At 36.8% G+C, this 14,576-nt stretch carries 14 protein-coding genes; 5 read left to right on the top strand and 9 right to left on the bottom strand.

All coding sequences use genetic code 11. From position 1 onward, the window contains the following. Positions 1–36 precede the first annotated feature (36 nt). Positions 37–1,338 (top strand): aminotransferase class I/II-fold pyridoxal phosphate-dependent enzyme, encoded by a 1,302-nt coding sequence (locus MHB75_RS03235; protein ID WP_141274484.1) that lies wholly within the window; start codon positions 37–39, stop codon positions 1,336–1,338. 56 nt (positions 1,339–1,394) lie between these two features. Here MHB75_RS03235 and MHB75_RS03230 read toward each other — a convergent pair whose 3' ends face one another. Next, the gene (locus tag MHB75_RS03230; protein ID WP_340995899.1) at positions 1,395–2,783 is read right to left on the bottom strand and encodes a right-handed parallel beta-helix repeat-containing protein; all 1,389 of its coding nucleotides are present in this window, start codon (positions 2,781–2,783) and stop codon (positions 1,395–1,397) included. A gap of 130 nt (positions 2,784–2,913) precedes the next feature. Here MHB75_RS03230 and MHB75_RS03225 point away from each other — a divergent pair, with 130 nt between their 5' ends. Next, positions 2,914–3,171: a GntR family transcriptional regulator gene (locus MHB75_RS03225; RefSeq protein WP_170214769.1), complete on the top strand. Its 258-nt coding sequence runs from the start codon at positions 2,914–2,916 to the stop codon at positions 3,169–3,171. Between the two features lie 307 nt (positions 3,172–3,478). Here MHB75_RS03225 and MHB75_RS03220 read toward each other — a convergent pair whose 3' ends face one another. Then, complete coding sequence (locus tag MHB75_RS03220; RefSeq protein WP_340995898.1) at positions 3,479–5,158, bottom strand: formate--tetrahydrofolate ligase; 1,680 nt, start codon at positions 5,156–5,158, stop codon at positions 3,479–3,481. Positions 5,159–5,390: 232 nt separating this feature from the next. Here MHB75_RS03220 and MHB75_RS03215 point away from each other — a divergent pair, with 232 nt between their 5' ends. After that, the gene (locus MHB75_RS03215; RefSeq protein WP_068454205.1) at positions 5,391–5,597 is read left to right on the top strand and encodes a cold-shock protein; all 207 of its coding nucleotides are present in this window, start codon (positions 5,391–5,393) and stop codon (positions 5,595–5,597) included. Positions 5,598–5,712: 115 nt separating this feature from the next. Here MHB75_RS03215 and MHB75_RS03210 read toward each other — a convergent pair whose 3' ends face one another. The 3 genes from MHB75_RS03210 to MHB75_RS03200 all read right to left on the bottom strand — a co-directional run bounded on the left by MHB75_RS03210 (position 5,713) and on the right by MHB75_RS03200 (position 9,043). Continuing rightward, on the bottom strand, positions 5,713–7,029 hold the full coding sequence (locus tag MHB75_RS03210) for a hemolysin family protein (RefSeq protein WP_340995897.1): 1,317 nt from the start codon (positions 7,027–7,029) through the stop codon (positions 5,713–5,715). A gap of 217 nt (positions 7,030–7,246) precedes the next feature. Beyond that, complete coding sequence (locus tag MHB75_RS03205; RefSeq protein WP_141274479.1) at positions 7,247–8,608, bottom strand: aspartate kinase; 1,362 nt, start codon at positions 8,606–8,608, stop codon at positions 7,247–7,249. A gap of 240 nt (positions 8,609–8,848) precedes the next feature. Further along, positions 8,849–9,043, bottom strand: coding sequence for a zinc-finger domain-containing protein (locus tag MHB75_RS03200; RefSeq protein ID WP_141274499.1), 195 nt, complete (start codon positions 9,041–9,043; stop codon positions 8,849–8,851). Between the two features lie 114 nt (positions 9,044–9,157). Between MHB75_RS03200 and MHB75_RS03195 the strand changes: the two genes are divergently transcribed. After that, on the top strand, positions 9,158–9,556 hold the full coding sequence (locus MHB75_RS03195) for a reverse transcriptase-like protein (protein WP_141274478.1): 399 nt from the start codon (positions 9,158–9,160) through the stop codon (positions 9,554–9,556). A gap of 29 nt (positions 9,557–9,585) precedes the next feature. Here MHB75_RS03195 and MHB75_RS03190 read toward each other — a convergent pair whose 3' ends face one another. The 3 genes from MHB75_RS03190 to coaW form a co-directional block, all read right to left on the bottom strand. After that, the gene (locus MHB75_RS03190; protein ID WP_255314770.1) at positions 9,586–10,776 is read right to left on the bottom strand and encodes an MFS transporter; all 1,191 of its coding nucleotides are present in this window, start codon (positions 10,774–10,776) and stop codon (positions 9,586–9,588) included. A 6-nt stretch (positions 10,777–10,782) separates the two neighbouring features. Continuing rightward, complete coding sequence (locus MHB75_RS03185; protein ID WP_141274477.1) at positions 10,783–11,181, bottom strand: MarR family winged helix-turn-helix transcriptional regulator; 399 nt, start codon at positions 11,179–11,181, stop codon at positions 10,783–10,785. Between the two features lie 113 nt (positions 11,182–11,294). Next, entirely contained in the window at positions 11,295–12,131 is an 837-nt protein-coding gene (gene coaW, locus MHB75_RS03180; protein ID WP_141274476.1) for a type II pantothenate kinase, read from the bottom strand. A 217-nt stretch (positions 12,132–12,348) separates the two neighbouring features. Between coaW and MHB75_RS03175 the strand changes: the two genes are divergently transcribed. Next, complete coding sequence (locus tag MHB75_RS03175; RefSeq protein ID WP_174795803.1) at positions 12,349–13,176, top strand: squalene/phytoene synthase family protein; 828 nt, start codon at positions 12,349–12,351, stop codon at positions 13,174–13,176. 908 nt (positions 13,177–14,084) lie between these two features. On the opposite strand, the gene MHB75_RS03170 is transcribed toward MHB75_RS03175, so the two are convergent. Next, positions 14,085–14,543, bottom strand: a complete 459-nt coding sequence (locus MHB75_RS03170) for a YaiI/YqxD family protein (protein ID WP_141274870.1) — start codon at positions 14,541–14,543, stop codon at positions 14,085–14,087. Positions 14,544–14,576: the final 33 nt, after the last annotated feature.

Raw genomic sequence — 14,576 nt, 5'->3', positions numbered from 1 at the left:
CTCTCCTTCAAAATATGATAAAAAGAGGCGAAAAACATGCACAAATTAGCAACTGAATTAAACCAGATCATTCAAAACGAAAACCCACATGTATTTGAGATGTTATCGGATCTTGGTAAACAGATGTACTTCCCGACTGAAGGGATTTTAAGTCAATCAGCCGAGGCGAAAAATAAAGCGTTCAAATTTAACGCAACCATTGGTACAGCGATTGAAAAAGGTAAACCGATGCATCTGAAAGTTATTCAAGATAAGCTTTCTGCATACAATCCGTCTGATTTATATCCGTATGCACCACCTGCTGGTAAACCAGAACTTCGTAAAGAATGGCGTAAAAAGATGTTAGTTGATAACCCTGCACTTGAAGGTCAAACATTTAGTAACCCAATCGTTACAAATGCCTTAACGCATGGTTTAAGTATTACAGCTGACTTATTTGCTGAAAAAGGCGATACATTAATCATTCCAGATCAAAACTGGGAAAACTACGATATGGTCTTCAATATTCGTCGTGGTACAACGATTACAACATATCCACTATACGATGATAACGGTCTTTTCAATGCGGACGGCTTACGCGAAGCAATTCTTGCACAAAAAGGTCATGGTAAGGCAATCGTGCTATTAAACTTCCCAAACAACCCAACAGGTTACACACCAAACGCACAAGAAGGCGCTTCAATCGTTCAAGCGATTCTTGATGGTGCAAATGCAGGGGTAAATGTTGTAGCGATTACAGATGATGCATACTTCTCACTATTCTTTGAAGATTCTTTAACTGAGTCACTATTCGGTGCGTTGTCAAATATTCATGAGCGCGTTCTTGCTGTGAAAGTAGACGGTGCAACAAAAGAAGAATATGTATGGGGATTCCGCGTTGGTTTCATTACATTCGGTAATAAATCAGAAGCGTTATTAAAAGCACTTGAAGAAAAAGCCATTGGCATCATTCGTGCGACAATTTCTTCAGGTCCACACCCATCTCAAACATTCTTACTCGATGCACTAAAGAGTCCTGAATTCGTGACTCAACGACAAGAAAAATTCGACATTATGAAAAATCGTGCGAACAAAGTAAAAGAAGTGCTTGATTCATCTAAATTTGAAGATGCATGGGATTACTACCCATTCAACTCTGGTTACTTCATGTGCTTAAAATTAAAAACAACAAACGCTGAACAAGTACGACAAGTTGCACTTGAAAAATACGGTGTTGGTACAATCTCATTAAGTGATACAGATCTTCGCGTTGCTTTCTCTTGTATCGAAGAAGAAGATATCGAAGAAATGTTCCACTTAATTTACGACGCTGTAAAAGACGTTGAAAAACAAGATTAATTAAAAAAGAGAGCTTTTTGGCATTTATCTATGCCAAAGCTCTCTTTTACTTTTGTTTACTGAATCCACTTTTCAGCTTTTGAGCCTTTTACCAATTGAAAATCCTGCTTTTTCACATTACGATACTGCACTTTCGTATAAAGTGAATCCTGACTTTTCGTTGCTTTTTGGAAATCTAAAAATCGATCATACTCTTTTGTTTTCCACATCCATAATCCATTCTTTTGATCCGTTTGGTCATAAACATTTCGTTTCAATAGATTTTTCTTATTTGTCTTCGCACCATTTACAATGAATAAGCGTGAACGACTTGGCGTCATAACATTTCGTTCGATTCGATTGTTTTCTACATAATGTTGTAGCAACAACTGACCACCATATAAATTTTTCGTATCATTTTGATAGAGTGTATTCAAGCGAATCGTCGTATTTTTTGTACCGCCTCTTTTTACATCATATCCACCAACCGAAATACCTGTATAACGATTATAATATATCATGTTATGCTCAATCGTAATATTTTCTGCATATTTCCCGCGATGTTCTGATGTTGCCTCAATACCTAAGTCATTCTGGTAAACACGGTTGTTTGCAATACGTACATTTTTTGCACCATCCACATAAATACCACCTGCCGCATAATTTTTACCGTAGGCTGGATTTCCATAAGATGAAATATTTGAGACTGTATTAGCTGTAATCGTACCATTTCGAACATAATCGTATTTTTTATTCGTCGCTACACCTTCATATCCAATAACATCAATTCCAATATTATCATTTCGACGTACTATATTTTTCGAGATATCAAAACCATCAATATTCCCGTTCAAAACAACTGCTTCACTTGCACCTAGTTTTAGATTTTCAACTGTATTTTGCTGAATGCGAATATCTTTCATCGCACCTGTACCATACACAGCAATCCCATGTGCATTACCATTTTTAGCATTCGTTTGAATATGGTGTATGTGATTTTGTTGTAGACGAATTGCTTTACTTGAACCTGTCACATAAATCCCCATTGGTGTTTCATTCGTTTTTTTCGTTGTAACATTTTGAAGGGTTAATCCTTTAACTGTAATATATTGCTTGCTTTTAATATGAATTAAAGCTTTTTCACCGTTCACAGACTTTACATTTTCTCCACTAATCACTACTTTTTCGTGTGGAGCTGCTTGGAAGCGAATTGGCTTTTGTTTCGTGCCACTATGTTGAATAATGAGTGGTTCTTTATACGTTCCTTTTCGAATGATAATCGTCATTCCTGCTGTCGCTTTTGTAGCTGCTTTTTTTAATGTTTTCAAAGGCTTCTCTTTCGTACCACTCCATGTATCTTGTCCATTCGTTGCTACGTAAATCGTTTTGACCTCTTTTGCCTCACATGCAATGGATACAAAAGAAGTTGCCATCAAAAAACAGAATAACACTATTATTTTTTTCATCTATTGCCACCTACTTTCAATTCACCTCTAGTATAACGAACTTATAAAAAAACGTAACGAACATTCATTGTTTTCATGTGAAATGGGTATAGAGTAGAAGATAATGGATTCAAGCAAAAGGGGGGATCACGTGAATGTTTTTAAATTTCCAATTAATAATTTTTCACCAGTTGATGAACAAATCTACATCCACTTAAAAAATATTATTCGAAACAAAGAATTTGAAAACATAAAAATTTTCCCAACACCACGAGATCTAGCCATTCAAATTAAACAATCTTATTCCGATGTAATGAGCGCCTATCGACAATTAGAAGTTGAAGGTTATTTGAAAAAACAGGACGATATATTTCATGATGGTGAATATCTTTTAATATTAAGATGCTAATAAACTCGAAAAATATTAGTATTTTAATATTCATACATTTTTTTCTTTTTATTCGCTATACTATTAAAAAATAGCAAGGGAGGAATTACATATGAAAAATGTAAAACGTACAACTACTTTTTGTCCTAAGATTTCCCCCATCTATATAACCTCTTTTCTCCTAATGTACGCCCTTACTATTCTATCTTAATATATTCTAAGTCATTTCCTATAAAAAAAGGAATTTAATGGTTTTAGAATAGTTATAAACAAAAAAATACACTACAGTTGCTAAATATCACTAGCAACAGTAGTGCATTTTACTTAATTAAAATAATCCTACAGGCCGACCTTGTTCATCAATATCCATGCGAAGAGCTGCTGGTTCTTTTGGTAGTCCTGGCATCGTCATAACATCACCGGTTAAACATACTAAGAATTTCGCACCTAACTTCGGAATAATCTCACGAATTGTTACAGTAAAGTCTGTTGGACGACCTAATAAATTAGGTTGATCTGTTAAAGAATATTGTGTTTTTGCCATACAAATCCCTAATTGATCCCAACCATATTTTTCAATTTCTTTCATTTGTTTTTTTGCTTGATCTGTAAATTGAACACCACTACCACCATATACACGTTGAACAATCGTCGTTACTTTTTGTTCAATCGAATCTTTTGCATCATATAATGGGCTGAACTGGTTTGGACGTTTTAATACATCTAATACTTTTTTCGCAAGCTCTAAACCACCTGCACCGCCCTGTTCCCATACATTCGTTAAGGCTACTTCGACTCCTTGTACCTCGCACCATGCAATGACTGTTTGAAGTTCTGCTTCTGTATCGGTAATAAAACGATTGAGTGCTACAACAGGCTCAATTCCGAATTCGCGCACTGTTTGAATATGCTTTTCAAGGTTTTGAACACCTATTGTTAAAGCTTCTACATTTTCTTGTTGAAGTGATTTTTTATCCATACCACCATGCATTTTTAATGCACGAACCGTTGCGACAATAACAATCGCATCTGGATGAAAATCACCTTGTACAGATTTAATATCCATGAATTTTTCGGCACCTAAGTCTGCACCAAAGCCTGCTTCTGTCACAACAATATCAGCTAATTTACGCGCTGTATGTGTCGCTTGAATTGAGTTACAACCATGTGCAATATTTGCAAATGGGCCACCGTGAATAATCGCTGGTGTCCCTTCAATCGTTTGTACAAGGTTCGGCTTGAATGCATCTTTTAATAATAGTGTTAACGCGCCTTCCACTGCTAAATCTTTGACAAATACTGGTTCTTTATCATATGTGTAACCAATCACAATTTCAGAGAGACGTTTTTTCAAATCTTGATAGTCTTTTGCTAAACAGAAAATAGCCATAATTTCAGAAGCAACCGTAATATCAAAACCGTCTTCACGTGGGACACCTTGTGCTGGACCGCCTAAACCGACCATGACATGACGTAACGAGCGGTCATTCATATCAAGAACACGTTTCCAGATGATACGGCGTGGGTCGATGTTTAATTCATTTCCTCGGTGGATGTGATTATCAATAAAAGCTGCTAGTGCATTATTTGCAGTTGTAATCGCATGTAAGTCACCTGTGAAGTGCAAGTTAATATCGTCCATCGGTAATACTTGTGCATATCCACCACCTGTAGCACCGCCCTTAACACCCATCACAGGCCCTAAAGATGGTTCACGTAGTGCGACCATTACACGCTCATTCAATTGGTTTAAAGCGTCAGAGAGACCTACTGTTACAGTTGACTTCCCTTCTCCTGCTGCTGTTGGATTAATCGCTGTAACAAGTACGACCTTTGCATCAGCTGTTAAATGATTCAACTGTGTTATATCAATTTTCGCTTTATACTTCCCGTATAGTTCAAGTGCATCCTCTGGAATACCCGCTTTTTCAGCAATTGCTGTAATATGTTGCATTGGTGATTCAAGTGCAATTTCTAAATCTGTTTTTGGCTTCGTTGTATGTGACATGATTCCGTCTCCTATCTATGAGATGATTACCTTTACATTACTACAAAAGGAAATACTCTTTCAATTCTAAAAAGTACTTTTTTCTAAAATATTTTAATTTTTTACAAAATTTGTGTCTTTTAGTTCAGAATATCTGAATAATTGACATTTTTTTAAAATTCATGCTATAGTTTATTCACCTGTAAAGACAAATTACTTCATTTATAGGTAGATGATACTTGGAGGGATTCTCATGCATAGAGGCAAAGTTAAGTGGTTTGATACGGTAAAAGGATATGGTTTTATCGAATCGGAAAATGGCGATGATGTCTTTGTTCATTTTACAGGGATTGTCGGAGACGGATTTAAAAATTTAGAAGACAATCAGCTCGTTGAATTTGAAATTGTAGAAGGCAACCGGGGACCACAAGCCTCACATGTGGTTGTAATTCATCCATAAATAGATGATGCATCATGTAAATGAAAATCCACGCTCTGTAAACTAATACGAGTTTGGATTTTTATTTTGTCGATGAAAAAAGAGAAGCAAGATTATCCTACTTCTCTCATTCTAATTATTCTATTTCTTTTTCATCCATAGAAGTTTCTTCTTTCGGTTCTTCTTTTAAAATATCTAAACGAACGATTTGATGATTATTGATTTCTGTTGCTGTAAATACACAATTCTCGTAGCGTACTTGTGAACCAACTTCAATATCATCATTATTCGCCATGAACCATCCACCGATGGTATCAACATCTTCATCTTCCATGTCTAAATCAAGCAATTGATTCACTTCGTCTAATAAAAGTTTCCCGCTAACATTGTAGTGTCCTTCGCCTAATTTATGATGCTCCGGTAATTCATCCGCATCAAACTCATCACGAATTTCGCCGACAATTTCTTCTATGATATCTTCAATTGTGACGAGGCCAGAAGTGCCCCCATATTCATCTAATAAGATGGCCATATGAATTCTTTCCATTTGAAACTTAATAAGTAGCTTACTAATTGGGAATGTTTCAATGACTTGAATAACAGGTTGTACGAATTTACTTACTTCTTCGTCACGAACAGATTCGTCTCTCACTATCTCAGTTAAAATCTGTTTCATGTTTACTACACCAATAATATGATCTTTATCGCCATCGTACACTGGATAACGTGTATATTGTTCAATATTCATACGCTCAAAAATTTCATGGATTTTCGTTGATTTTTCAAAGCTACTTATCTCTGTTCGCGGAACCATGACTTCTTTTGCGATTCGATCATCAAACTCAAAGATACGATTCATGTAGTGGTACTCTGAAGTATTAATTTCGCCACCCTTTAAACTATCTGACATAATCATACGTAGCTCTTCTTCGCTATGCACTTCTTCATTTTCTGACATCATTTTTAATCCAAATAAACGTGCAAGTAATCTTGCTGAACCATTTAATAAACGAATTGGTAAATACATGATTTTATAGAACAGAATTAACGGTCCTGAAAAACGTAATGTTACCATTTCTGCTTTTTGAATAGCGAGTGTTTTCGGTGCTAATTCACCGACAACAACGTGTAAAAATGTCACAACAGAGAATGCAATCACGAAAGAAACAACAGTAATAGCTTTTCCTTCAAGTCCTACTAATTCAAATAGTGGATGTAACAATGTTGCCACTGTTGACTCCCCTACCCAACCAAGTCCAAGCGCTGTAATTGTAATCCCAAGCTGACACGCAGACAGGTACTCATCTAAATGCGTGATCACTGTTTTCGCACGTATCGCTTTTTGATTTCCTTCACTTATTAACTGATCAATTCGTGTTGTACGCACTTTTACAATCGCAAACTCTGTTGCTACAAAGAATGCGGTAAATGCGATTAACAAAATAAATAACACAAGTTTTATGGCTATCTCGACGTCCAAATATGTCCTTTACAATACGGTTCGTACTTTCGGGTATTGTAAAGAATTCACCTCCCAAATTTAATATACTTTAAATTTATACGATTTTTACTCCAAAAAGCAATTTATAAGTATGAATTTTATAAATTTTCCATTCATTTTTTTAAATCCTTTTATGGAATTAATCGCTAATTATGAATATGTGGATTTTTCAAGCAGTTACAGCTGTGAAAAATTCATTGTATAACTCCTTTAAAATCACATCTTCATATTGACGTAATACACCAAATGATAATGATACTTCTGAAGAACCTTGGTTAATCATTTCGATATTCGCTCCTGTGCGTGCAATTGCTGTTGCCGCACTTGCAGCTAAACCTGTTTTATACTTCATTCCTTCACCTACAACCACAATCATTGAGAAGCCATGACGGAAATTCACATCATCCGCATGCAATTCATTCGTTACGCGGTTTAAAATACGCGCTTCTTTTTCATCGTCTAATTGATAGCTACGAATAATAACAGAGATATCATCTAAACCCGATGGTGTATGTTCGTATGAAATATCTTCTTCTTCTAAAATTTGTAGTAATTTACGTCCAAAACCAATTTCACGGTTCATTAAATATTTCGATACATATAAAATTGAGAAGCCTGAGTCAGCTGAAATACCCGTAACAGGGCGTTTGCTTTCTTCTCGCTTTGCTACAATACGTGTACCAGGCGCACTTGGATTATTTGTATTTTTAATATTTACAGGAATTCCTTGTTTTACGACAGGCATCAACGCTTCGTCATGGAATACAGAGAAACCTGCATACGATAATTCACGCATTTCGCGATACGTAATTTCTGTAATTTCCGCTGGATTGTTGACTACTTTCGGATTCGCACTGAATACACAATCTACATCTGTAAAATTTTCGTATAAATCAGCGCCAACTGCTGCCGCAAGAATCGCACCTGTAATATCTGAGCCTCCGCGATCGAATGTGCGTAATAAACCTGACTTTGTATAACCGAAGAAACCAGGGAATAAAATAATTTCATCACTATCTTTTAATGAAGCTAATTGTTCATATGCTTCTGCAATTGCCATTGTACGTTCTGGCACATCATTCACTACTAGCCCTTCTTTTGGACTTACATAGCGTGTTGGGATGCCAATGCTGTTAAAATAAGCAGCGACCATTTTGGCATTATTATCTTCTCCACTTGCTTTTAAGGAGTCCATTAACATTTCATCTGTTAAATGTCTAGCTTGCTCACAGCGTGCTTTTAAATCTAACTCAATAATGTCACAAATTTCGTGATCCAAACCTAAACCAATCGCATTATCTTCATAACGTGATACAACTGCTGCAATTTTTTCTTCATAAGGCTTTTTACCGATGACCGTATGCGCTAAATCGATTAATAAGTCGGTTACTTTAATGTCTTCTGATGTACGTTTACCTGGTGCAGAAACGACCACAATACGACGTGTCGGATCTGCTTGAATAATATTTGCTACTTTTTTGATTTGTTCTGCACTTGCTACAGATGTACCGCCAAATTTACATACTTTCATCTTTATCCATCCCAATCTATTTTAGTTGTTTTGTACTTACAAGAAAAACAAATGTTTCTTCACAGTGTACAAATTTTTTGTTTTCAAGTCAATATTATTACGTACTTTATCACGAAATTTTTAAAAATAGAAGAATATTCTAAATTTTTAAAAGAAAATAGACAAATATAAAAAGAGAAACTGCGTATGAACACAACTTCTCTTTCCAAATCGAACTTTTTATTTATATGAGTTACTATTCTAAGAACGCTTAGATGTTTTTAATAATTCCTGTCCCAAAAACTGAAGTTGCTCACCAATTGTACATGATTCAATACAAAAGCGATGTGCTGCAGCTTTTCCACGATCTTTACGAAGTTGTTGTTTTACAAAACAGCCTTCACAATACTTTTCGTTTAACGCATCAATATCTTGTACAATGGTTGTGAAATCGATCATGTAATACGTCACCTCTTTTTCTCATCCATCTAGCTTTTTTTTAGGCATTCGTCTATTCTACTATTAATAGAACCTTTCTTGCAAGTAAAGAAATTGAGGAGGCAATCATCTATGTTAGAAGTCTATATTGACGGTGCAAGCGCTGGAAACCCAGGTCCGAGTGGCATCGGTATTTTCATTAAAGGAGAAGGACATCAAATACGAATTAGTGAACCAATCGGTATGATGGATAATCATACTGCTGAATTTCATGCACTCCTTCGTGGATTGAAAGAAGCGCAAAAATTAGGTTCTTCTCTCGTATCCGTTCGCTCTGATTCAAAAATTGTGGTTTCTTCTATTGAAAAGCGATATGCAAAACATTATGCGCACTTTATAGATGAAGCTCTTCCATTAATTGATCGCTTCGATTTATTTTTTATTAAGTGGATTCCTGACGATCAAAATAAAGCAGCAGATCGATTAGCGCGTGAAGCTATTTTGATGAACACAAGTGAAAAGAGAGGCTAGCATCTATACTAGCCTCCTCTTTTTTCTAATTATATATGCTGCTGTTTAGTCGCTATTCTACCTTTACGCAATGTGTTTAAAATATAGAAAACACCTACAATCAGAATCACTGCACCTGCTACTAAATAAATCGTCGCATAACCTTTATGTGCTGCTATCGAACCTAGAATAAACGAACCTAGTGCAATCCCTATATCAAAAAAAGTGAAGAATGTAGCTGTTGCATAGCTCGTTCTTCTGGCTGGTGACTTTTGAACACTAAGCGTTTGGAAACTTGGAACAAGCGCACCGTATCCTAATCCAATCAATGCGCCTGCTAGTAAAAAGACGAACGCGCTTGGCATCCAAGCCATGCATAGTAGACCGATTGCAAATAAGATAAAACCAGGCATGATAATACTGTTCGGCCCTTTTGTATCAAACATTCTACCTGTAAATGGTCTTGATAAGAGCATTGCTGCTGCAAAGACGACATAGAAGAAACTTGCAACTGCTAACACACCTTTTTCCTTTGCATAAACAGCTAAAAACGATAGAACACCTGAATAAGAAAAAGCTACGAATAAACCGATTAATGCAAATGGAACAGCACCTTTTTCAATTAAGTCGCTCATTTTAAATGTTAATTTTGGCTTTCCTTCTGGGAATTCATGCTCTGTTATACGAAGTGTAAGAACAAGCGCACTTCCAATAAGTAAAATAGCTGACATCACCCAAAATAAAGCATCAAACGATACATATTGAATGAGTAGAAGCGCTACAAAAGGTCCTAAAACAATGGCTAAATTTTGTGACATTGCAAAATACCCTAGACCTCGACCTCGTTTTTCCATCGGAACTGTGTCAGCTGCAATCGCATTATTTGCAGTGGTTAATACACTAAAGAAAATCCCTTGAATGAATCGTAATACTAATAAAAGTACAAAAGGTTTAATAAAAACATATAAAATCGTCGTTACAAAGTAACCGACCATACTCATGACGAGCATCTTTCGTTTTCCGACCACATCTAAAATCTTACCGATGAACGGCCTTGCAACAATGGCAGAGAGTAAAAAGATGGTTAATAGTAACCCCGCATCTTCACTCCCACGCTTTAATCCACTTGTTACATAAATCGGTAGCACATTGACTAACCCATAAAAAACAAAAAATACACTCATATTTGTAAAAAATAAACTAAGAAATTGTTTATTCCAGATTTTCTGATTCTGGCTCAAAAAAGGTCATCCTTTCATTTTTCTGAGCAATCCCTTCAATTGTTCTTGCTCTTCTTCTGTTAGACCTTTCGCAAATTGATCTTCGTATGCAGAAACTGTTACTTTTACTTCTTCGAATTTTTTCTTTCCTTCTTCTGTTAGCGAAACGATTTTTTCACGTAAATCGTCCCCTTTTTTTCGTTGAAGAAGTCCTAGTTGTTCCAAACGTGCAACTGTTCTTGTAATAGTTGGCGCTTCTACATTTAAGTATTTCCAAATCGATGTAAGTGACATCTCTCCGCGTTGTTCTACGATGAAAAGCACTGTCCATTGACTGCTATAAATACCATGATGTTTTAAGACACCATTCATGCCATTTGTAAATTCGCGTGTTTTTTGTAATAGTTCATGGAATAATAAATTCATTTTGACCTCCAAAGATAAATTTACTTAGGTAAACATCTACTTTATTGTACGGTATTTATTTACCTATGTAAATAATTGTTTGATTGTTTTAAAAAAGCAGCAGTATGTTACTGCTACTTCATTGTACGCATTTTATTTAAAGCACCAATTGCACCACTATAACCTTGATCGTCTAAGAAAATCGGATTCTTCTGTTTAATCACAGTATAATCTGCAATTACTTCGCGTAAAACCGGATGATCTTTTAATGTCGTACCGATATAAATAATATCGTCTACTTCATATTGTTGTGCTAATTGAATACTTAATGTTGTAATCACTTCTCCCACTAAACGGGCAACAGTCGCGAGGACATCTTCTTGTTTATAATCTGAACGTAAATCAATCCCCACTTTCCCAAAGTTACTCGCAGTTAAATCTGGATGAAGGGGTGCTGGAATTTCTTGTCCTTTAAAAATATCTGCTACCATTAAATCAATCGACTTTCGACTACCTTGCTGAGCCAACTCACTCATTTCATTATAGTTAAAAACACCTGTTAATAAAGCACTCAAGCCAATCAGTGTACCACCACCAATTCCTGTACCGCTTACTCTCTTATACGTATCATCGTTCATATAATGAACCGACGTTCCTGAACCGATATTTGTAATAATCGCTCGCTTTAAATCGATATTTTCACGCTCTAATAAGAATCGAACTCCTTTTAGTGTCGCTTCAAATTCCACAACATAAGCAAATTCTTTTTCTGCTGTGACGAGCTGTCGTAATTGCTCTGCACGTCCACCTGTCAAACCTACTTTTTCAACTTCTGGATGTGCATCGATAAATGCCGCAACCTCTTGTAAATTTGTCGATGGTTCGTGTTTTAAGATTAGTTGTTGTTCCTCGTTTATGTAGGCGATTTTGGTTAATGTACCACCCGCATCAATACCGATTGCTCTTACCATAATAATCTCCTTAGCGTACGTAAATTATGTACATCTTTTAACTAGTTTGATTCGTTTTAAAGTATGAATCCGTTCTCATATAGAATACACAACAAAAAAACACATTACAAACAAAAAATTGAGAAGCTTTCCCATGTACTTTTAATTTTTATTTTCCTTCTACTTGAAGTACGATAGAATAGAAACTATCTACTTATATTAAATGGAGGTCTATACTTTGACTGACACAAAGAAAATGTATAAAGAAGCAATGGCCATTTTAAAAGCAACAAGCCGTACTTTTTTTATTCCAATTACTTTTTTAGAGAAAGATTTAAAAACAACGGTAGCGATGGCTTACCTATGTATGCGCGCAATTGATGAAATTGAAGATCACGAAGAAATCGAGAACGAAGCAAAAGCACAAATGCTTGATGCAATAGCGGCACTTTTACTACAACCTTCTTTCGACGAACAAGCTTATGAAGCAGTTATTCAAGATTACCGTCATCTATTACCCGAAGTATCATTACGTTTAAATGACTGGTTAGCTTTAACACCAGAAGGCATTCGTCCAGAAGTTGCTGCTTCAACAAGTGAGATGGCTTCTGGCATGGCGAAATGGGCTCGTAAAAACTGGATTTGTAAAACAAAAGAAGATTTAGACGATTACACTTACTATGTAGCTGGTCTTGTCGGCACAATGCTTTCGGACATTTGGTTATGGGGATCTGGCATCGAAACAGATCGCGATTTAGCAATTGGCTACGGTCGTGGCTTACAAGCAGTGAACATCTTACGCAATCAAGATGAGGATGCAGAGCGTGGTGTAAGCTTCCTGCCAGAAGGTTGGACACGAGATGACCTATTCGCTTACGCAGAAGAAAACTTAGCGAAAGGCGATAAATACAACCGTTCAATCAAAAAACGCAGTATCCTCATGTTCTGTAAAATTCCATTAGCACTTGCACATAAGACTCTCGATGCCATGAAAAAAGGACACGAAAAAATGTCCCGCCAAGAAGTAGAACAAACTGTTGCTGCACTTGATGAATCAACTAAATAAAGAAAATTAAAAGCCTGATGCGAAGTTTTACATCAGGCTTTTGTATGATTGGATTCCCTTTCGCGCGCGGTTTTGTCCCTTTCAAATGCCAAGTTTCCCTTTCGCGCGACCATTTGTCCCTTTCAAACGCCAAGATTCCCTTTCGCGCGCGGTTTTGTCCCTTTCAAATGCCATGATTCCCTTTCGCGCGACCATTTGTCCCTTTCAAACGCCAAGATTCCCTTTCGCGCGACCATTTGTCCCTTTCAAACGCCAAGATTCCCTTTCGCGCGACCATTTGTCCCTTTCAAATGCCAAGTTTCCCTTTCGCGCGCGGTTTTGTCCCTTTCAAACGCCAAGATTCCCTTTCGCGCGACCATTTGTCCCTTTCAAACGCCAAGATTCCCTTTCGCGCGCGGTTTTGTCCCTTTCAAATGCCAAGATTCCCTTTCGCGCGCGGTTTTGTCCCTTTCAAACGCCAAGATTCCCTTTCGCGCGCGGTTTTGTCCCTTTCAAATGCCAAGATTCCCTTTCGCGCGCGGTTTTGTCCCTTTCAAACGCCAAGATTCCCTTTCGCGCGTGGATTTGTCCCTTTCAAATGCCATGATTCCCTTTCGCGCGACCTTTCGCGCGACCATTTGTCCCTTTCAAACGCCAAGATTCCCTTTCGCGCGCGGTTTTGTCCCTTTCAAACGCCAAGATTCCCTTTCGCGCGTGGATTTGTCCCTTTCAAATGCCATGATTCCCTTTCGCGCGACCATTTGTCCCTTTCAAACGCCAAGATTCCCTTTCGCGCGCGGTTTTGTCCCTTTCAAATGCCATGATTCCTATTCAACACCTCTTCGTCTTTTGACCGAATATATTTTTAGAAGTGAAAATGCATAAATATATATTCCCTTTCGATTAGTCTTATCTCTTTTTGATATCAATTATGCTTTCTCAGCCTGTATTTTTGCTCGTTCACAAAGTTGTTTGAATTTTTTTTCGTATATTTCATTTGCATCCTTTTGACGTTTTTTCGGTCCTTTTGTACGTCCTCCCGCTTGTCGAATCTTTTGTCCAACATGACGTGTAAATAATAATTGATCGATGTTTTCGTTCGTGAATTCACGTCCGTTTTGATCGATACAATAAGCACCTTTAGCCAGTACCATTGCCGCTAAACCATAGTCTTGTGTCACGACAATATCGCCTTTTGAAACGGTATTTAAAATAGCGAAATCTACAGCATCCATGCCTTTTGACACGATTTTCGTTTCTACTCCTTCCACACGAATTTCATGCGATGTATCACAATAAATGATAGGCGTTATTTGAGATTTTTGAGCGATGTTGACTGTCGATAAAACAACTGGACAACCATCTGCGTCGATATGCACTTTTAACAAAAAAATCCTTCCTTTCCTTTTAAATTACAAAAA

The organism is Kurthia sp. FSL E2-0154, from assembly GCF_038003625.1.
In the GTDB taxonomy this organism is placed as follows: domain Bacteria; phylum Bacillota; class Bacilli; order Bacillales_A; family Planococcaceae; genus Kurthia; species Kurthia gibsonii.
This window is presented reverse-complemented; position numbering and strand designations above follow the sequence as displayed.